Annotated in this window: 16 protein-coding genes, 3 tRNA genes and 1 pseudogene; 10 read left to right on the top strand and 10 right to left on the bottom strand. The window is 71.7% G+C overall.

Translation table 11 applies throughout. From position 1 onward, the window contains the following. From V7E45_RS17180 to V7E45_RS17170, 3 genes and pseudogenes are all read left to right on the top strand, one after another. Positions 1-725 (top strand): annotated as a pseudogene (locus V7E45_RS17180) (hypothetical protein); the annotation flags it as partial. A gap of 262 nt (positions 726-987) precedes the next feature. After that, positions 988-2,484 carry a N,N-dimethylformamidase beta subunit family domain-containing protein gene (locus V7E45_RS17175; RefSeq protein WP_333775042.1) on the top strand — a complete coding sequence of 499 codons (1,497 nt, stop codon included), beginning with the start codon at positions 988-990 and terminating at the stop codon, positions 2,482-2,484. A gap of 70 nt (positions 2,485-2,554) precedes the next feature. Beyond that, positions 2,555-3,454 (top strand): phosphoribosylaminoimidazolesuccinocarboxamide synthase, encoded by a 900-nt coding sequence (locus V7E45_RS17170; protein WP_333775041.1) that lies wholly within the window; start codon positions 2,555-2,557, stop codon positions 3,452-3,454. A 41-nt stretch (positions 3,455-3,495) separates the two neighbouring features. Here the strand turns inward: V7E45_RS17170 and V7E45_RS17165 are convergent. The 8 genes from V7E45_RS17165 to V7E45_RS17130 all read right to left on the bottom strand — a co-directional run bounded on the left by V7E45_RS17165 (position 3,496) and on the right by V7E45_RS17130 (position 8,053). Then, positions 3,496-3,571, bottom strand: a tRNA-Gly gene (locus tag V7E45_RS17165). 23 nt (positions 3,572-3,594) lie between these two features. After that, entirely contained in the window at positions 3,595-4,209 is a 615-nt protein-coding gene (locus V7E45_RS17160; RefSeq protein ID WP_333775040.1) for a response regulator transcription factor, read from the bottom strand. Beyond that, a complete protein-coding gene (locus V7E45_RS17155) occupies positions 4,206-5,465 on the bottom strand; it encodes a sensor histidine kinase (protein ID WP_333775039.1) in 1,260 nt (419 codons plus the stop codon). The genes V7E45_RS17160 and V7E45_RS17155 overlap by 4 nt, the downstream gene beginning before the upstream one ends. Positions 5,466-5,485: 20 nt before the next feature. Beyond that, positions 5,486-6,277, bottom strand: a complete 792-nt coding sequence (locus V7E45_RS17150; protein WP_333775038.1) for an ABC transporter permease — start codon at positions 6,275-6,277, stop codon at positions 5,486-5,488. Beyond that, positions 6,274-7,212, bottom strand: coding sequence for an ABC transporter ATP-binding protein (locus tag V7E45_RS17145; protein WP_333775043.1), 939 nt, complete (start codon positions 7,210-7,212; stop codon positions 6,274-6,276). Before V7E45_RS17145 ends, V7E45_RS17150 begins: the two co-directional genes overlap by 4 nt. Before the next feature lie 143 nt (positions 7,213-7,355). Further along, a tRNA-Gly gene (locus V7E45_RS17140) sits at positions 7,356-7,428 on the bottom strand. Positions 7,429-7,507: 79 nt separating this feature from the next. Beyond that, positions 7,508-7,579: transfer RNA gene (locus V7E45_RS17135), tRNA-Gly, on the bottom strand. Positions 7,580-7,735: 156 nt separating this feature from the next. After that, on the bottom strand, positions 7,736-8,053 hold the full coding sequence (locus V7E45_RS17130; RefSeq protein WP_199211126.1) for a histone-like nucleoid-structuring protein Lsr2: 318 nt from the start codon (positions 8,051-8,053) through the stop codon (positions 7,736-7,738). A gap of 311 nt (positions 8,054-8,364) precedes the next feature. On the opposite strand from V7E45_RS17130, the gene purS reads away from it, so the two are divergent. The 7 genes from purS to purM all read left to right on the top strand — a co-directional run bounded on the left by purS (position 8,365) and on the right by purM (position 16,170). Next, positions 8,365-8,637: a phosphoribosylformylglycinamidine synthase subunit PurS gene (gene purS, locus V7E45_RS17125; RefSeq protein ID WP_319149923.1), complete on the top strand. Its 273-nt coding sequence runs from the start codon at positions 8,365-8,367 to the stop codon at positions 8,635-8,637. Beyond that, complete coding sequence (purQ, locus tag V7E45_RS17120) at positions 8,634-9,314, top strand: phosphoribosylformylglycinamidine synthase subunit PurQ (RefSeq protein ID WP_333775037.1); 681 nt, start codon at positions 8,634-8,636, stop codon at positions 9,312-9,314. The genes purS and purQ overlap by 4 nt, the downstream gene beginning before the upstream one ends. After that, on the top strand, positions 9,311-11,569 hold the full coding sequence (gene purL, locus V7E45_RS17115; protein ID WP_333775036.1) for a phosphoribosylformylglycinamidine synthase subunit PurL: 2,259 nt from the start codon (positions 9,311-9,313) through the stop codon (positions 11,567-11,569). The genes purQ and purL overlap by 4 nt, the downstream gene beginning before the upstream one ends. A 439-nt stretch (positions 11,570-12,008) precedes the next feature. Then, on the top strand, positions 12,009-12,806 hold the full coding sequence (locus V7E45_RS17110; protein WP_333775035.1) for a maleylpyruvate isomerase family mycothiol-dependent enzyme: 798 nt from the start codon (positions 12,009-12,011) through the stop codon (positions 12,804-12,806). Positions 12,807-12,856: 50 nt separating this feature from the next. Next, the gene (locus tag V7E45_RS17105; protein WP_333775034.1) at positions 12,857-13,327 is read left to right on the top strand and encodes an META domain-containing protein; all 471 of its coding nucleotides are present in this window, start codon (positions 12,857-12,859) and stop codon (positions 13,325-13,327) included. A 201-nt stretch (positions 13,328-13,528) separates the two neighbouring features. Then, the gene (gene purF, locus V7E45_RS17100; protein WP_319149927.1) at positions 13,529-15,058 is read left to right on the top strand and encodes an amidophosphoribosyltransferase; all 1,530 of its coding nucleotides are present in this window, start codon (positions 13,529-13,531) and stop codon (positions 15,056-15,058) included. Positions 15,059-15,102: 44 nt separating this feature from the next. Then, on the top strand, positions 15,103-16,170 hold the full coding sequence (gene purM / locus V7E45_RS17095; protein WP_333775033.1) for a phosphoribosylformylglycinamidine cyclo-ligase: 1,068 nt from the start codon (positions 15,103-15,105) through the stop codon (positions 16,168-16,170). A gap of 83 nt (positions 16,171-16,253) precedes the next feature. Here the strand turns inward: purM and V7E45_RS17090 are convergent, their stop codons facing one another. Both V7E45_RS17090 and V7E45_RS17085 read right to left on the bottom strand, forming a co-directional pair. Then, positions 16,254-16,505, bottom strand: a complete 252-nt coding sequence (locus V7E45_RS17090) for a DUF3073 domain-containing protein (RefSeq protein ID WP_333775032.1) — start codon at positions 16,503-16,505, stop codon at positions 16,254-16,256. Between the two features lie 317 nt (positions 16,506-16,822). Further along, positions 16,823-17,920 (bottom strand): Leu/Phe/Val dehydrogenase, encoded by a 1,098-nt coding sequence (locus V7E45_RS17085; RefSeq protein ID WP_333775031.1) that lies wholly within the window; start codon positions 17,918-17,920, stop codon positions 16,823-16,825. Positions 17,921-17,957 lie beyond the last annotated feature (37 nt).

The raw sequence follows: 17,957 nt of genomic DNA, 5'->3' as shown, positions 1-17,957 counted from the left end.
CCCCGGGCTCCGACGGCCCCACCCTGGCCCGCGTCCTGGACCACCTCACGGAACCCGACCACCCGGAACGGGGTGACCAGCCCGTGCCGGCAGCGGCCCCCCGAGCCCTCCCACGACCGGAGGACGAGGTCCTTCCGGAACCGGCCGGCCCGACGCACCCGGAACCGGTCGACGGGAGCGGTCTGCGAGCGGTCGACGGGAGCCTCCCGGAAGCGGTCGACGCCGCCCGTACGGAAGCCGCCGCGAATCAGGCCGAGCCCGTCGCCCCGGGGACGGCCGACGCCTCCCACCCGGCCCTTGACCCCGACGAGTACGCCGACCCGAGTACCGAGCGGAGTGCCGCCCTGGCCGCCGGGCTCAGTGCGGAGCTGGCGCGGGAGGAGATCGCCGCGCCGAGGGGGGCCACGGCCAGCGGGCTGATTCCGGACAGTGCGCTGTGGGACGACGGTTCACTTCCGTTGTTCCCGCTCCAGCCCCCGCGCGGCGCCCGCGAGCTCCTCGCCGACCATCTGACCGCGATGGTCTGCTGCGCCGCCGTCGACACGGCCGGCGCCGCTCCCGGCCTCGACTGGCTCGACGGCCCCTCCCTGGTGCTGGGCGGCGAGCGGGCCGCCGACCTCGCGCCCAAGGTGCTCAGACTGATCGAGGAAGGGGATCCGGGCCCGCTGCGCGACTGGCTGGCCGCGTCCGGGATACGGCCCGAGAAGCCGGTCCGGCTCGTCTGACATCGGCCGCCGCCGGACCCCGCCCGAGCCCGCCGGCGTCGTGCCGACCGTGACGAGCCCGGCGCGACTACCGGAAAACCTTCTTCCACTTCAGGTCAATTCGCAACGAATAGTGACCGTCCCCGTGCGTTATGTGATGTGCTGGGACCGACCGCGCACATGGCAAAGGCACGCGACATACGACAGCGCGACCGAGCGCCTGCCGAGCAGCACCGAGCACCACCGTCCAGGGACACGGGGGACATGAGGGAGGGGAGCGACCATGGCCTCGGACCACATCCGCCGCTGGGAGTCCGGAGCACTCGCGCACGCCGTCACGGACCCCTTCGGCCAGGGCCCCGTCCCCTGGCTGCGCGGCAGTGAGACGTACTTCGACGACACGGGCCACGTCGTGCCGTGGTACGTCGACCCGAGCCCGCAGCAGCCCACGGGCGAGCGGCCGCGGGTGCCCGCGCCGCGCTCGTCCGGCTCGGGACCGCGCTCGGCGGACGACGTGCGCCGCCAGATCAAGGGCTTCACCTCCACCGGAGCGGTCTCGCCCGGTGAGGCGATCGACTTCCACATCACCGTCGACCCGCCCCAGCAGTTCGGCGTGGACATCTACCGGATCGGCCACTACGGCGGCGACGGCGCCGCGAAGATCACCACCAGTCCCCGGCTCTCCGGCATCGTCCAGCCCCAGCCGCTGGCCGCCGACCGCACGGTCTCCTGCCACCACTGGTGGCTGTCCTGGCGCCTCCAGGTGCCCTCCCACTGGAGCGTCGGGGCCTACGTGGCCGTCCTCACCACCGCCGACGGCTACCGCTCCCACGTGCCCTTCACGGTCCGCGACGACCACCCGGCCGACCTGCTCCTGCTGCTGCCCGACATCACCTGGCAGGCGTACAACCTCTACCCGGAGGACGGCCGGACCGGCGCCAGCCTCTACCACGCCTGGGACGAGAAGGGCAGCCTGCTGGGCGAGGCCGACGCGGCCACCACGGTCTCCTTCGACCGCCCGTACGCGGGCGCGGGCCTGCCCCTGCACGTGGGGCACGCCTACGACTTCATCCGCTGGGCCGAGCGCTACGGCTACGACCTCGCCTACGCCGACGCCCGCGACCTGCACGCGGGCCGCGTCGACCCCACCCGGTACCGCGGCCTGGTCTTCCCCGGCCACGACGAGTACTGGTCGGTGCCGATGCGGCGCGCCGTCGAGGACGCCCGGGACCGCGGCACCTCGCTGGTCTTCCTCTCCGCGAACACCATGTACTGGCAGGTGGAGCTGGGCCCCTCCCCGTCCGGCGTGCCCGACCGGCTGCTGACCTGCCGCAAGCGCAGGGGCCCCGGACGGCCGGTGCTGTGGCGCGAGATCGACCGGCCCGAGCAGCAGGTCGTCGGCATCCAGTACGCGGGCCGGGTCCCCGAGCCGCATCCGATGATCGTGCGCAACGCCGGCCACTGGCTGTGGGACGCGGCCGGCGCGCACGAGGGCGACCCGATCGACGGACTGGTCGCCGGCGAGGCGGACCGCTACTTCCCGCGCACCCCGCTGCCCGAGCACGAGGAGCGCGTGCTGCTCGCCCACTCCCCCTACACGGACAACGACGGCGCCCCGCGGCACCAGGAGACCTCCCTCTACCGCGCCCCCTCCGGCGCCTGGGTGTTCGCCTCGGGCACCTTCGCCTGGTCCCCGGCCCTGGACCGCCCCGGCCACGTGGACCCGCGCATCCAGCGGGCCACGGCGAACCTGCTGGACCGCATCTGCAAACGGGACTGACCCCTGGCCACACCCCGATCACCGGCATACGGGAGAATCGAGGCATTGGACAGAACCACGGGGAGGAACCGTGTCCGGATTCGTAGAAAAGCCCGAGCCGATCCAGGTTCCGGGCCTGGTGCACCTGCACACCGGAAAGGTGCGCGAGTTGTACCGGAACGAGGCGGGCGACCTCGTGATGGTCGCCAGCGACCGCATGTCCGCCTACGACTGGGTGCTGCCCACGGAGATCCCCGACAAGGGCCGCGTCCTCACCCAGCTCTCCCTGTGGTGGTTCGACCAGCTCCGTGACCTGGCTCCGAATCACGTCCTCAGCACCGAACTGCCCGAGGGCGCCCCCGCCGACTGGGCGGGCCGTACGCTCGTGTGCAAGTCGCTGCGAATGGTCCCGGTGGAGTGCGTGGCGCGCGGCTACCTCACCGGCTCCGGCCTGGCGGAGTACCGGGAGTCCCGCACCGTCTGCGGCCTCGCCCTGCCCGAGGGTCTGGTCGACGGTTCGGAACTGCCCGCCCCGATCTTCACCCCGGCCACCAAGGCCGAGGTCGGCGAGCACGACGAGAACGTCTCCTACGAGGAGGTCGCCCGCCAGGTCGGCGCCGACACCGCCGCCGAACTGCGCCAGGCCACCCTCGCGGTCTACGCGCGGGCCCGGGACATCGCCCGGGACCGCGGGATCATCCTGGCCGACACCAAGTTCGAGTTCGGCTTCGACGGCGACACGCTCGTCCTCGCCGACGAGGTGCTCACCCCGGACTCCTCCCGCTTCTGGCCGGCCGACCAGTGGCAGCCGGGCCGCGCGCAGCCCTCGTACGACAAGCAGTACGTCCGGGACTGGCTGACCTCCGCCGCGTCCGGCTGGGACCGCGGGAGCGAGCAGCCCCCGCCGGCGCTGCCCGGCGAGGTCGTGGAGGCGACCCGCGCCAAGTACGTGGAGGCGTACGAGCGGCTGACGGGCATGCGCTGGGCGTAGAGACGCGGAAGGCCCCCGGTGGGAACCGGGGGCCTTCTCCGTGGAGCGGACGACGAGGCTCGAACTCGCGACCTCAACCTTGGCAAGGTTGCGCTCTACCAACTGAGCTACGTCCGCACTGCGCCGTGGCGCGAGAGCAACTATACCCAACCTCGCTCGCGTGCGAGACGCACTGCCGCATGACGGTTTCCCGCACCGAGTTTCGTCACGGCCGAGGAGAGGTAGTTCCGCACGGTCCCGGGCGACAGCGCGGCCCGCTCGGCGATCTCCGTGACCGGCGCTCCGTCGGCGGCCAGCTCCAGCACCTCGGCCTCCCGCGCAGTCAGCGGTGAGTCCCCGGCGGAGATCGCGTCGGCGGCCAACTCCGGGTCGACGTAACGGTTTCCCGCGTGCACCGTCCGGATGATCTCCGCGAGCCGCTGGGCGCTGACCGTCTTCGGGACGAATCCCCGCACACCGGCGGCGAGCGCCCGCTTCAGGTGCCCGGGCCGGCCGTGGCCGGTGACGATCAGCACCTGGCAGCCGGGCAGTTCGGTGCGCAGGGATGTGGCGACCTTCACACCGTCGGCGCCGGGCATCTGGAGGTCGAGCACGGCCACGTCGGGCGTGTGGGCCCGGGCCATCGCCAGGGCCTCCGGGCCGCTGGCCGCCTCCGCGACCACCAGCAGGTCGTCCTCCAGGGAGAGCAGGGCGGTCAGCGCGCCCCGGATCAGATGCTCGTCGTCGGCGAGCAGGAGCCGTACCGGACCACTCATGAGAGGACTTCACTCGCTTCCCGCCCCAAGGGCACCTCGGCCACCAGCCGGAACCTGCCCTTGCCGACCGGGCCCGCCTCCAGTGTCCCGGCCACGGCGGTCAGGCGTTCCCGCAGCCCGGCGAGTCCCGAGCCGTCGCCCGCCGCCGGCTCCGTCGCTCCGTCGTTCTCCGCCGCCCCGTCGTTCTCCACCGCCAGCACCACCCGTCCCTCAAGCACCGCCAGTTCCACGGAGCACCGTCCCGCGTCGCCGTGCCGCAGCACGTTGGTGGCCGCCTCACGCACCACCCAGCCCAGCGCCGACTGCACCCGGGCGGGCAGCCCGGCGGTGTCGGCGCGCACCTCGCAGGCGATCCCCGCGGCGCTCAACACGCCCTCGGCGCCCGCGAGTTCCACGCCGAGGTCGGCCTCGCGGTAGCCGCGTACGACGTCCCGTACCTCCCGCTGGGACTGCTGCGCGATGCGCTGCACCTCGATCATCTGCTCCACGGCCTCCGGCCGTCCGCGCCGGGCCAGTTGCACGGCCAGTTCGCTCTTGAGGGAGATGACGGACAGGTTGCGCCCCAGCACGTCGTGGAGGTCCCGCCCGAAGCGCAGCCGCTCCTCCGCGACGGCGAGCCGGGCCTCGATCTCCCGGGCGCGTTCCGCCTCCCACAGCACGGACAGGGTCCAGGCGCCGCAGCGGGCGGCGGTCAAAGAGAAGGCGGCGCCGAAGGCGGTCACCACCGCCGTGGCGAACAGGCCGGGCGCGCTCGGGCGGACGATCGCGAAGGCCGCCAGGATCAGGGCCGCCAGGCCCGCGGCCCGCCGCAGGAAGGCCCGCACGGACACGGTGAGCGCGTACGGCAGTCCGAAGGACATGAGCGCGGCGCCGACCGCCAGCCGGGTGGCGACCGGGTCGAAGCCGCCGACGGAGGCGAGTGCCACGATCACCGCGAGCGCCAGGCCGAGCAGAACGGCGGGACCGCGCAGGGCGCGCGGGGGCAGTGCGGCGCGCCCGAGGTAGTGGTCGAGCGCCGGGCGCAACCACCGGCTCGCGGCCGCGCACTGCAGGACGACCACGGCGACCAGCAGCATGCCGAGCGCCACCGCCACCGGCCGGTGGGCGAGTCCGCCCACCATCGGCAGCAGCAGCCAGCCGAGCGGGAACACCCAGATGCTGCCGTGCCAGGTGGCCAGGCTCTGCAGTTCGACCCGCTCGGCCTTGCTCCGGTCTCGCCAGTGCCGCCGGTGCCACCCTCGAACCCGCCCGAGCATGTGCCCCCCTGACCGCCCGCTCACCGCCGCGGTTCCCAGCGGAACCACCGCCGTACAGCAAACACCGCCACGACGGTCCAGGCCAGCGCGGCCGCCACCGTCACCAGCACCTCCGGCGCGTCGAGCCGGCCGGTCCAGCCCGCGCGGACCAGCCGGACCGCGGGGGACAGCGGGAGGAACGCGCAGACGGAGGCGAGCCGGTGGGGCAGGACCTCGGTGGGGACCGCGATTCCGGAGCCGAGCATGGAGACGAGCACCAGCGGCAGGGCGGTGATCTGCCCGCTCTCCACGCTCCGGGTGAAGGAGGCGGTGAGCGCGGCCAGCGCGGCGCTGAGCACGAGCCCCGCCACCAGCCCCAGCGGGATCAGGTACGGCGCTCTGGGCGCGCCGGTGTGCGGCAGCACCGCGCACGCGGCGCACAGCAGCAGCGCCTGGGCGAGCCCGAGGCCGACGGCGGGCAGGGCGGTGCCGGTCAGGATCTCGGTGTCGGTGGGTTCGCCGGTGCGCAGCCGCTTGAGGACGAGTTCCTCGCGGCGGGCGACGTAGGCGTTGACCAGGGCGGAGTAGACGGCGAAGAGGAAGGAGAAGCCGATCGCGGCCGTCGCCATCACCGCTCCGGGCGTCAGCCCCTGTTCGCCCACGTCCAGTTGGCCGAGGGCCGGCCGCAGGCTGAAGGGCAGCGCGAGCGGCACGAGGAGCGCGGTGAGGACGACGCTGCGGTTGCGGCCGAGGAGGGCGAGTTCGGCGCGGGCGAGCGCCCGCAGCCTGCGGCCCGCCGGTGCCGTCGCGAGACCGCTCGTGAGGCCGCTCATGCCGCGGCCGCCCGGTCGCGCGCGATGCCGAGGAAGGCCTCCTCCAGGGAGGCGGAGCGCGCGTCGAGGCCGCGCAGTTCGACCCCGGCCCGCCCGGCCCAGGCCAGCACGGCGGTGGCCGTGCGCTGAAGGTCCCGGGTGCGCAGCCGCACGGTCCTGCCGTCGAGTTCGTGTCCGCAGACGCCGAGTTCCGCGAGGGGTGGCAGGTCGCCGAGGAAGTAGCCGTCGGGCAGTTCGAAGGACATCCGGGAGGGCCGGCCGGCGGTGACCTCGGCGGGGGTGCCCGAGGCGGCGATGCGCCCGCGGTGCAGGATGGCGAGCCGGTCGGCGAGACCTTCCGCCTCCTCCAGGTGGTGCGTGGTGAGCAGCACGGTGGTGCCGGCGTCGCGCAGCCCCCGCACCAACGCCCAGGTGTCGCGGCGGCCTTCCGCGTCGAGTCCGGTGGTCGGCTCGTCCAGGAACAGCACCTCGGGGTCGCCGAGCAGCGCGAGCGCAAGGTCCAGGCGCCGCCGCTCACCGCCGGACAGCTGCCGCACCCGGACGCCGGTCCTGCCGTCCAGGCCGACCAGTTCGAGCACCTCGCCCTGGGGGCGGGCGCCGCTGGTGCAGGCGGCCCACATCCGGGCGGTCTCGGCGACGGTCAGGTCGGAGGGGAAGCCGCCTTCCTGGAGCATGACTCCGGTGCGCGGACGCACGGCGGACCGCTCGCGGCAGGGGTCGTGGCCGAGGACGCGGACCCGGCCGCCGGACGGCGGCGCGAGCCCCTCCAGCACTTCGACGGTGGACGTCTTGCCCGCGCCGTTGGTGCCCAGCAGCGCGAAGACCTCCCCGCGCGCGACGGAGAAGCTGATCCCGCGCACGGCCTCGAAGCCGCCCCCGTAGACACGCCGGAGGTCGATGACCTCGATCACGTGCTCGTGTTCGTCGTTGCCCATGTCGTCCATGGCCTCAGCGTCCCGCCGGGCCGGACGGATCAGCAGTGCGCGGTGTCATCGGCCGGCATGACAAATGTCAGACGCCGGACGCCTGCCGCGAGCACGAAAAAGACCCCGGTCCACTGGACCGGGGTCTCATCCCGAGCGGACGACGAGGCTCGAACTCGCGACCTCAACCTTGGCAAGGTTGCGCTCTACCAACTGAGCTACGTCCGCACTGCCCCCGACCGGCTCCCACCGATCGGTGCGAGCACCAGCCTACCTGATCCACAAGAGTGGTTCTGACCGGTGCCAGAGCGGGTGACAGGAATTGCACACTGCGCCTTCCCCCTGGAAGGGGGATGTTCTACTACTGAACTACACCCGCACGGTCCGTGGGATCCGGCCTTTCGGCCTCGCCCCTCGGCGTGTCCCAGACATTAGCTGATCAGCAGGGGGGTAGCGCAAGTCGGTTCCCGGCGCGGCCAACTGCACGGCACCCGGGGTCCGCTGACGGGCCCCGGGTGCCGCCCCTTCGCGGGCCTCACTGCGCGGCGCTGAACGCCTCGTAGACCTTCTTGGGGATGCGCCCGCGCGCCGGCACGTCCATCTTGTTCGCCTGGGCCCAGGCGCGCACGGCCGCGGGGTCGGGAGCGACCTCCGTCTGCTTGTACGCCTTGCCCGACCGGGAACGCTTGCGGCCGGCCTCCACGTAGGGCGCGAGCGCCTTGCGCAGTTTTCCGGCGTTGGTTTCGTTCAGGTCGATCTCGTACGACTTGCCGTCGAGTCCGAAGGCGATCGTTTCCGCCGCTTCCGAGCCGTCGATGTCGTCAAAGAGAGTGACCACGACCTTTTGCGCCACGAATATCGGTCCCTTCGTCCGGCACGTCGATACAGCTCATCGGCGATGACGTGCCGAGTATCGGCTATTGCCAATTCATTTGTACAGTGCCCGGCAATGCAAAGTGAAGCCCGACTAAATCCGCCCGCGTGTCCCCGTGCAATAGCCGCCACGGACGGACCGGTGGAACTTTCCCAGAACTTTTCGCGAAGTCGCCCGCCCGTCACCCGATCGTGACGCGCCTCACGTAGTTTCCTCCAACTCTACCCGCGTAGAAATTTTGTGCGGGTAGTCTGAAGGAACCTGCTCAGCACCACACATCGGGAGTGCCAGTGGCACGCGTCGTAGTCGACGTCATGCTCAAGCCGGAGATCCTCGACCCCCAGGGCCAGGCGGTCCAGCGTGCGCTGCCGCGCCTGGGTTTCGACGGGATCTCGGACGTCCGTCAGGGAAAGCGTTTCGAACTGGAAGTTGACGGGCCGGTCGACGAGGCCGCGCTCGCCCGCATCCACGATCTTGCGGAATCCTTCCTCGCCAACACCGTGATCGAGGACTTCACGGTCAAGGTGGAAGAGGTGGCGGAAGTCGCGGAGGCCGCGAAGTGACCGCTCGTATTGGCGTCGTCACTTTCCCGGGAAGCCTCGACGACCGGGACACGCAGCGCGCGATCCGTCTCGCGGGCGCCGAACCGGTCGCCCTCTGGCACAAGGACAAGGACCTCAAGCAGGTCGACGCCGTGGTGCTGCCCGGCGGTTTCTCCTACGGCGACTATCTGCGGGCCGGCGCCATCTCCCGGTTCTCGCCGGTCATGGAGGCGGTCATCGAGCAGGCGAAGGCCGGACTTCCGGTCCTCGGCATCTGCAACGGCTTCCAGGTCCTCACCGAGGCCCACCTCCTGCCGGGCGGCATGCTCGGCAACGACCACCTCCACTTCATCTGCCGCGACCAGAAGCTGCGGGTGGAGAACGCGGAGACCTCGTGGACCGGCGACTACCGCCAGGGCCAGGAGATCCACATCCCGCTGAAGAACATGGACGGCCGGTACGTCGCCGACGAGTACACGCTCGACAAGCTGGAGGCGGAGGGCCGGGTCGTCTTCCGGTACCTCGACTTCAACCCGAACGGCTCGCTGCGGGACATCGCCGGCATCACCAACGAGGCCGGGAACGTCGTCGGCCTCATGCCGCACCCCGAGCACGCCGTGGAGCCGCTGATCGGTACCGGCCGTACCGACGGCCTCCCCTTCTTCACCTCGATCCTCAAGAAGCTGGTCAACGCATGAGCCGGACGCCTCTGGACACGGTCGAGCACGCGGCCGCGACCCCCGACGTCGAGCTGCCCTGGGCCGAACTCGGTCTGAAGAAGGGCGAGTACGAGCGGGTGGTGGAGATCCTCGGCCGCCGCCCGACCGGCGCCGAACTCGCCATGTACTCGGTCATGTGGTCCGAGCACTGCTCGTACAAGTCCTCCAAGGTCCACCTGCGCCAGTTCGGCGAGAAGGCCCCGCAGTCGGACGCCATGCTCGTCGGCATCGGCGAGAACGCGGGCGTGGTGGACGTCGGCCAGGGCTACGCGGTCACCTTCAAGGTCGAGTCGCACAACCACCCGTCGTACGTCGAGCCCTACCAGGGCGCGGCCACGGGTGTCGGCGGCATCGTCCGCGACATCATCGCGATGGGCGCCCGCCCGGTCGCCGTGGTGGACCCGCTGCGCTTCGGCGCGGCCGACCACCCCGACACCAAGCGCGTCCTGCCGGGCGTCGTGGCCGGCATCGGTGGCTACGGCAACTGCCTTGGCCTGCCCAACATCGGCGGCGAGGTCGTCTTCGACGCCTGCTACCAGGGCAACCCGCTGGTCAACGCCGGCGCCATCGGCGTCATGCGGCACGAGGACATCCACCTGGCCAAGGCGTCCGGCGCCGGCAACAAGGTCGTCCTGTACGGCGCCCGCACGGGCGGCGACGGCATCGGCGGCGCCTCGATCCTGGCCTCCGAGACCTTCGACGACGCCAAGCCCTCGAAGCGTCCCGCGGTCCAGGTGGGCGACCCCTTCCAGGAGAAGCTCCTCATCGAGTGCACCCTGGAGGCCTTCCAGGAGAAGCTGGTCGTCGGCATCCAGGATCTCGGTGCGGCCGGCCTGTCCTGCGCCACCTCCGAGCTGGCCTCCAACGGCTCCGGCGGCATGCGCGTCACCCTGGACGACGTCCCGCTGCGCGACTCCACGCTCTCGCCCGAGGAGATCCTCATGAGCGAGTCGCAGGAGCGCATGTGCGCGGTCGTCGAGCCGGAGAAGGTCGACCGGTTCCTGGAGATCTGCGCCAAGTGGGACGTCATCGCCACCGTCATCGGTGAGGTGACCGACGGCGACCGGCTGGAGATCTTCTGGCACGGCGGCAAGATCGTAGACGTCGACCCGCGCACGGTGGCGCACGAGGGCCCGGTCTACGAGCGCCCTTACGCCCGCCCCGAGTGGCAGGACGCCCTCCAGGCCGACGACGCGGGCAAGCTGCCGCGGCCCGCGTCGAGCGAGGAGCTGAAGGACCAGGTCCTCAAGCTGGTCGCGTCCCCGAACCAGGCGTCCAAGAAGTGGATCACCTCGCAGTACGACCACTTCGTGCAGGGCAACACCGTCCTCGCCCAGCCGGAGGACTCCGGCATGATCCGCGTGGACGAGGAGACCGGGCTCGGCGTCGCGATCGCGACCGACGGCAACGGCCGCTACGCCAAGCTGGACCCGTACACCGGCGCGCAGCTCGCGCTGGCGGAGGCGTACCGCAACGTCGCCACCACCGGTGCGAAGCCCCTGGCGGTCTCCGACTGCCTGAACTTCGGCTCCCCCGAGGACCCGGCGGTCATGTGGCAGTTCGCGGAGGCCGTGCGCGGTCTCGCGGACGGCTGCCTCCAGCTCGGCACCCCGGTCACCGGCGGCAACGTCTCGCTCTACAACCAGACGGGCGACGCGGCCATCCACCCGACGCCGGTGGTCGCCGTGCTCGGTGTCATCGACGATGTCGCGCGCCGCACGCCGGTCGCCTTCCAGGAGGAGGGCCAGCTGCTCTACCTCCTCGGCGAGACCCGTGAGGAGTTCGGCGGTTCGGCCTGGTCCCAGGTGGTCCACGACCACCTCGGCGGTCTGCCCCCGAAGGTCGACCTGGAGCGCGAGCGGCTGCTGGCCGAGATCCTGATCTCCGCCTCCCGCGACGGCATGATCGACTCCGCGCACGACCTCTCCGACGGCGGCCTGGTCCAGGCGGTCGTGGAGTCGGCGCTGCTCGGCGGCAAGGGCGCGCGTCTGGTCGTCCCCGACGGCCTGGACGCCTTCACCTTCCTGCTGTCCGAGTCGGCCGGCCGCGCGGTCGTCGCGGTGCCCCGCTCGGAGGAGGTCCGCTTCAACGACATGTGCGGTGCCCGGGGCCTGCCGGTCACCCGCATCGGTGTCGTGGACGGCGACTCGGTCGAGGTGCAGGGCGAGTTCTCGCTGACCCTCGACGAGCTGCGCGAGGCGCACGAGGGCACCATCCCCGCGCTGCTGGGGTAACCGCCCGACGTGTGAGGCGAGGCCCCGTCCGGGAAACCGGGCGGGGCCTTTCGCCGTGCGTCCCGCGCGCTGCCGAGCGGCGACCGGGCGGCCCGCCGCAAGCTGTGGTGCGCCGGTGCTCCCCGGAGCCGACCGGGCCCCACGGCCCGGGGCCCGCCCCGCCCGCACGCCTGACGTGCCGACGCGACCTTGCCGCACCCGCCCTCGCGCCGCGTGCCTTCGACGCCGCGTGCGGGGCCCCCGGGGGCCGGACGCCGGGACCGGCGCCCCGCGCGTCGGCCACGGATGGTCGGCGGCGGAGCGCTGTCCGGGCCACCGCCCGCGTCCAGGCCCGCGCCCGGCACGGGTACGGCACCGGTGCGGCCCGGTCGACTCGCGGGCTCCCGGTCGCCGCAGAACGGCCGGAAGGAGCACGTGCCGAAGGCATAGGGTCGCTGTCATGCCACCGGCCAAGAAGCGCGCGCGCAGCTATGACCCAGCCCGGACCCGCAGCGCGGTCCTCGCCCAGTTCGCGAACGTCCGGGAGGCCGCGCACGGCCTCACCCCCGACCAGCTCGCCCGGCCCACCCGGCTCGGCGACTGGACCGTACGGGAACTGGTCGCGCACATCGGCATGGCGCTCACCGCCGTGCACGGCGCACTGGCCGCGCCGGCACCCCCGAAGGCGACCGTGACGGTCGCCGAGTGGGCCCTGGGCACCGCCGCCCGGGCCGCCGGCATCGCCGACCACACGCGTGAACTGGCCGCCGCCCAGCCCGACCTCGACGCCTATCTCGCCGGAGTCGAGAAGGACCTGCGCGCCGCCCTCGACGAGCAGCCCGGCACCCGGTTGCTGGCCACCACCGCGGGCGCGGTCTCCGTGGACGACTACCTGGTCACCCGCACGGTGGAGCTCGTGGTCCACACCGACGACCTCAACGCCGCCGTCCCCGGCCTCGACGTGCCCTGCGACCGGCAGGCCGTGGCCGCCGCCACCCGGCTCCTCGCCGACGCCCTCGCGACGAAGGCGCCCGGCGGCTCCACCGAGGTGCGTGTGCCGCCGTACGCCGTCGTGCAGTGCGTCGAGGGGCCCCGGCACACCCGCGGCACCCCGCCCAACGTCGTGGAGACCGATCCGATGACCTGGATCAGGCTCGCGACCGGCAGGCTGGCCTGGGCGGACACCGTCGCCGGTGCCCAGGTCAGCGCGAGCGGGGAGCGGGCCGACCTCGGGGAACTGCTGCCGCTGCTGTCCTGAGGAAAACCGCCGGCACGGAACCGGTGGGCCCGCGGCGCCGTCGAATCCGTATGAACCGGTACAAGCAGCGCATTATCCTGACGGCCGCCGCCGTGCTCGTCCCGCTCACGGTGGCCTGCGGCAGCGCCGGGAGCGGGCGGGCGGACAGCGGCGCGGCCGGTGTGCCGTCACCGCGTCCCGTGACCGGTGTCGACTGGCGGGTCCACGGCCTCACCACGGACGGCACCACCCGGCCCGCGCCCGCCTCCGCGCGCATCCGGATCGGCACGGACGGCCGGGCGGCGGGCAATCTCGGCTGCAACCAGTTCGCCGCCCGGGCCACCGTGCACGGCGACCGGATCACCATCGGCGACCTGCGCACCACCAGGATGGCCTGCGACCGGGCGCGGATGGACTTCGAGCGCGCCCTCGCCCGCACCCTCACCACCGGCACCCTCACCGCGCGGGTCCACGACGGGAAAGCGACCCTCACCGACGGCGACGGCGACGTCGTCCACCTCGCCTCCGACACACCCGAATGATGTGCGACACCTCACTCACACCCACCGTGAGCCGGTCCGCAACCGCTGTCCGGAGGGCCGCCCAGAACCGGCCAGGACCCCTTGATGCCGCTCTGACCTGCACAAACGACGAAACCACCAAGGTGATCCACAGTGGTGGGCCCGGGAGGGGCGCGCATCCCCAATTCGGACCAGTGGTCGACCTCGCCTACACTCGGAGCCGTGCCACGTGGTGACGGTCGACTCAATCACGATCTGCTTCCCGGCGAAAAAGGCCCCCAGGACGCTTGCGGCGTCTTCGGTGTCTGGGCTCCTGGTGAAGAGGTCGCAAAGCTCACGTACTTCGGGCTCTACGCCCTCCAGCACCGGGGTCAGGAATCCGCGGGAATCGCGGTCAGCAACGGCTCCCAGATCCTCGTCTTCAAGGACATGGGCCTGGTCTCCCAGGTCTTCGACGAGACCTCGCTCGGTTCGCTCCAGGGTCACATCGCGGTCGGACACGCCCGCTACTCGACCACCGGTGCCTCCGTGTGGGAGAACGCCCAGCCGACGTTCCGTGCCACCGCGCACGGCTCGATCGCGCTCGGTCACAACGGCAACCTGGTCAACACGGCGCAGCTCGCCGAGATGGTCGCCGAACTCCCCAAGGACAACAACGGCCGGTCCACCCGGGTCGCGGCCACCAACGACACCGACCTGCTGACGGCCCTGCTGGCCGCCCAGGTCGACGAGGACGGCAAGCCGCTGACCATCGAGGAGGCCGCCCACGCGGTCCTCCCGAAGGTCAAGGGCGCCTTCTCGCTCGTCTTCATGGACGAGCACACGCTCTACGCCGCCCGTGACCCGCAGGGCATTCGCCCGCTGGTCCTCGGCCGCCTGGAGCGCGGCTGGGTGGTCGCCTCCGAGTCGGCCGCGCTCGACATCTGCGGCGCGAGTTTCGTGCGCGAGATCGAGCCCGGCGAGTTCGTCGCCATCGACGAGAACGGTCTTCGCACCTCCCGGTTCGCGGAAGCGAAGCCCAAGGGCTGTGTCTTCGAGTACGTGTACCTGGCCCGCCCGGACACCGACATCGCCGGCCGGAACGTGTACCTCTCCCGCGTGGAGATGGGCCGCCGCCTGGCCAAGGAGGCCCCGGTCGAGGCCGACCTGGTCATAGCGACCCCGGAGTCCGGAACCCCGGCCGCCATCGGCTACGCGGAGGCCTCCGGCATCCCCTTCGGCGCGGGTCTGGTGAAGAACGCGTACGTCGGCCGCACCTTCATCCAGCCCTCGCAGACCATCCGGCAGCTCGGCATCCGCCTGAAGTTGAACCCGCTCAAGGAAGTCATCAAGGGCAAGCGCCTGGTCGTCGTCGACGACTCGATCGTGCGCGGCAACACCCAGCGGGCCCTGGTGCGCATGCTGCGCGAGGCGGGCGCGGCCGAGGTCCACATCCGGATCTCCTCGCCGCCCGTGAAGTGGCCCTGTTTCTTCGGCATCGACTTCGCCACCCGGGCGGAGCTGATCGCCAACGGGATGACCATCGAGGAGATCGGCACCTCGCTCGGCGCCGACTCGCTGGCGTACATCTCCATCGACGGCATGATCGAGGCGACGGCGATCGCCAAGCCGAACCTGTGCCGTGCCTGCTTCGACGGCGAGTACCCGATGGAGCTGCCGGACCCCGAGCTGCTCGGCAAGCAGCTCCTGGAGACCGAACTGGCCGCGGGCCCCGCCGCCACGGCGGCCGCCGACGCGATCCGGCGCCCGTAACCCCCGCTGTTTCAAGCGGTACGACACGAAAGTTCTCAAGGACCATGTCTGAGACCACTGGTGCCAGCTACGCAGCGGCAGGCGTCGACATCGAGGCGGGCGACCGCGCCGTCGAGCTGATGAAGGAGTGGGTGAAGAAGACCCAGCGCCCCGAGGTCATGGGTGGCCTCGGCGGCTTCGCCGGGCTCTTCGACGCCTCCGCCCTCAAGCGCTTCGAGCGCCCCCTGCTCGCCTCCGCGACGGACGGCGTCGGCACGAAGGTCGACATCGCGCGCCGCCTCGGCGTCTACGACTCGATCGGCCACGACCTGGTCGCCATGGTCATGGACGACATCGTGGTGTGCGGTGCCGAGCCGCTGTTCATGACCGACTACATCTGTGTCGGCAAAGTTCACCCCGAGCGTGTCGCGGCCATCGTGAAGGGCATCGCGGAGGGCTGTGTGCTGGCCGGCTGCGCCCTGGTGGGCGGTGAGACGGCCGAACACCCCGGTCTGCTGGGCGAGGACGACTTCGACGTCGCCGGCGCCGGTACGGGCGTGGTGGAGGCCGACCGGCTGCTGGGCGCGGATCGCATCCGTAAGGGTGACACGGTGATCGCCATGGCGTCCTCCGGTCTTCACTCGAACGGATACTCCCTGGTCCGTCACGTCCTGCTGGACCGTGCCGGCCTGGCCCTGGAGGCGGAGGTCGCCGAGCTCGGCCGCACCCTCGGCGAGGAGCTGCTGGAGCCCACGAAGATCTACTCGCTGGACTGCCTGGCCCTCACCCGGACCACCGAAGTGCACGCCTTCAGCCACATCACGGGCGGCGGGCTCGCGGCCAACCTGGCCCGGGTGATCCCGGACGGGCTGCACGCGGTCGTCGACCGGTCCACCTGGGCCCCGGGCCCGATCTTCGACCTGGTCGGCAGGACCGGGAACGTGGAGCGCCTGGAGCTGGAGAAGACCCTGAACATGGGCGTCGGCATGATGGCGATCGTCCCGGAGGGGTCCACCGAGGTGGCCCTCACGACCCTGGCCGACCGCGGGGTCGACGCCTGGGTGGCCGGCGAGATCACCGACCGGGGCGAGCAGCCGACCGGCGCCGAGCTGGTCGGGGACTACGCGGGCTGACCCCCCGGGTCGCACGGACCTGCGGGTAGCACAGAACCCGGTCGGTGGGAGTACCACCGACCGGGCAGGTGCTCAGTACTGGGTCAAGCGCCGCGACGGTGCTGTGAGGAGCCTTGGTCCTCGTCCTCGTCGTCGTCCTCATAGAGGTCGGCGTAACGAGAATAAAGATCGTCATCGTCGTCCTCATCGTCCTCGAACGGCTCGCCGTTCGGCGGCTGGCTCGAAGTCGATGCGCCCAGTTCACTGGCCAGACGTGAAAGGTCAGTCCCACCGCTGTTGTACTTCAGCTGGCGGGCGACCTTCGTCTGCTTGGCCTTGGCCCGGCCGCGCCCCATGGCTCGACCCCCTCGGTGACGGGGCTCGACGGCCCCAGAGTCTGACACGCGTTCATGATCCGAAACGGACCCTCCGCAGAGAGGCCGGTCCGTAGGGCTTCCACGGTACCTGAGCCCGCGCCCATACGGTACGTCGCCCGCAGCACGCGCGTGTGCACAGGACCCTCGAGGTGCCCTGTCCTCGCTGGTCAGTGGCGATTTTAACCACTTATCGGGGTACGACCCGCCGGTGGAAGTGAGAGTTCTCTCTAAGTTCCCGCCGGCGGGTACCGCTCATACGTGCGATCGGACACCCGGTCGGGTTCCGGGCCCCACCATCAGCGGGTGGCGCGGGCGTCCGCCATCCGCTGCTCGGCGATCCGGTCCGCGGCGGCGGCCGGCGGAATGCCGTCCTCCTTCGCACGTGCGAAGATGGCGAGCGTGGTGTCGAAGATCTTCGCCGCCTTCGCCTTGCACCGGTCGAAGTCGAACCCGTGCAGCTCGTCGGCCACCTGGATGACCCCGCCCGCGTTCACCACGTAGTCGGGCGCGTAGAGGATCCCGCGGTCGGCGAGGTCCTTCTCCACACCCGGGTGGGCGAGCTGGTTGTTGGCGGCGCCGCAGACCACTGAGGCGGTCAGCGCCGGCACGGAGAGGTCGTTCAGGGCGCCACCGAGGGCGCAGGGGGCGTAGATGTCCAGGCCCTCGACACGGATGAGCGCCTCGGTGTCCGCGACGGCCGTGACGCGCCCCGGGTGCTGGTCGAGGGTCCGCTGGACGGCGTCGGCGCGCACATCGGTGATCACGACCTCCGCCCCCTCGTCCAGCAGGTGCCGGACCAGGTGGTGGCCCACCTTGCCGACGCCCGCGACACCGACCTTGCGGTCGCGCAGCGAGGGGTCGCCCCACAGGTGCTGGGCGGAGGCGCGCATGCCCTGGTAGACGCCGAAGGCGGTGAGCACGGAGGAGTCGCCGGCGCCGCCGTTCTCGGGGGAGCGGCCGGTGGTCCAGCGGCACTCACGGGCCACGACGTCCATGTCGGCGACATAGGTGCCGACGTCGCAAGCGGTGACGTAGCGACCGCCGAGCGAGGCGACCATGCGGCCGTAGGCGAGCAGCAGGTCCTCGGTCTTGTCGTGCTCCGGGTCGCCGATGATCACGGCCTTGCCGCCGCCGTGGTCCAGGCCGGCCATGGCGTTCTTGTACGACATGCCGCGCGCCAGGTTGAGGGCGTCGGCGACGGCCTCCGCCTCGGTGGCGTAGGGGTAGAAACGCGTACCGCCGAGGGCCGGGCCCAGGGCGGTGGAGTGGATGGCGATCACGGCCTTGAGGCCGGTTGCGCGGTCCTGGCAGAGCACGACCTGCTCGTGGCCGCCCTGGTCCGAGTGGAACAGGGTGTGCAGGACCTCAGCAGGTGCGCCGGTTACGTCGGTCACTGTGGTGACTCCTGTGTAAAGAGCGGCGGGTGGGGCT

This window comes from Streptomyces sp. IBSBF 3136 (assembly GCF_036815105.1).
GTDB lineage: Bacteria > Actinomycetota > Actinomycetes > Streptomycetales > Streptomycetaceae > Streptomyces.
Note: the sequence above shows the minus strand (reverse complement) of the source record. Positions and strands in the feature narration are given on the sequence as shown.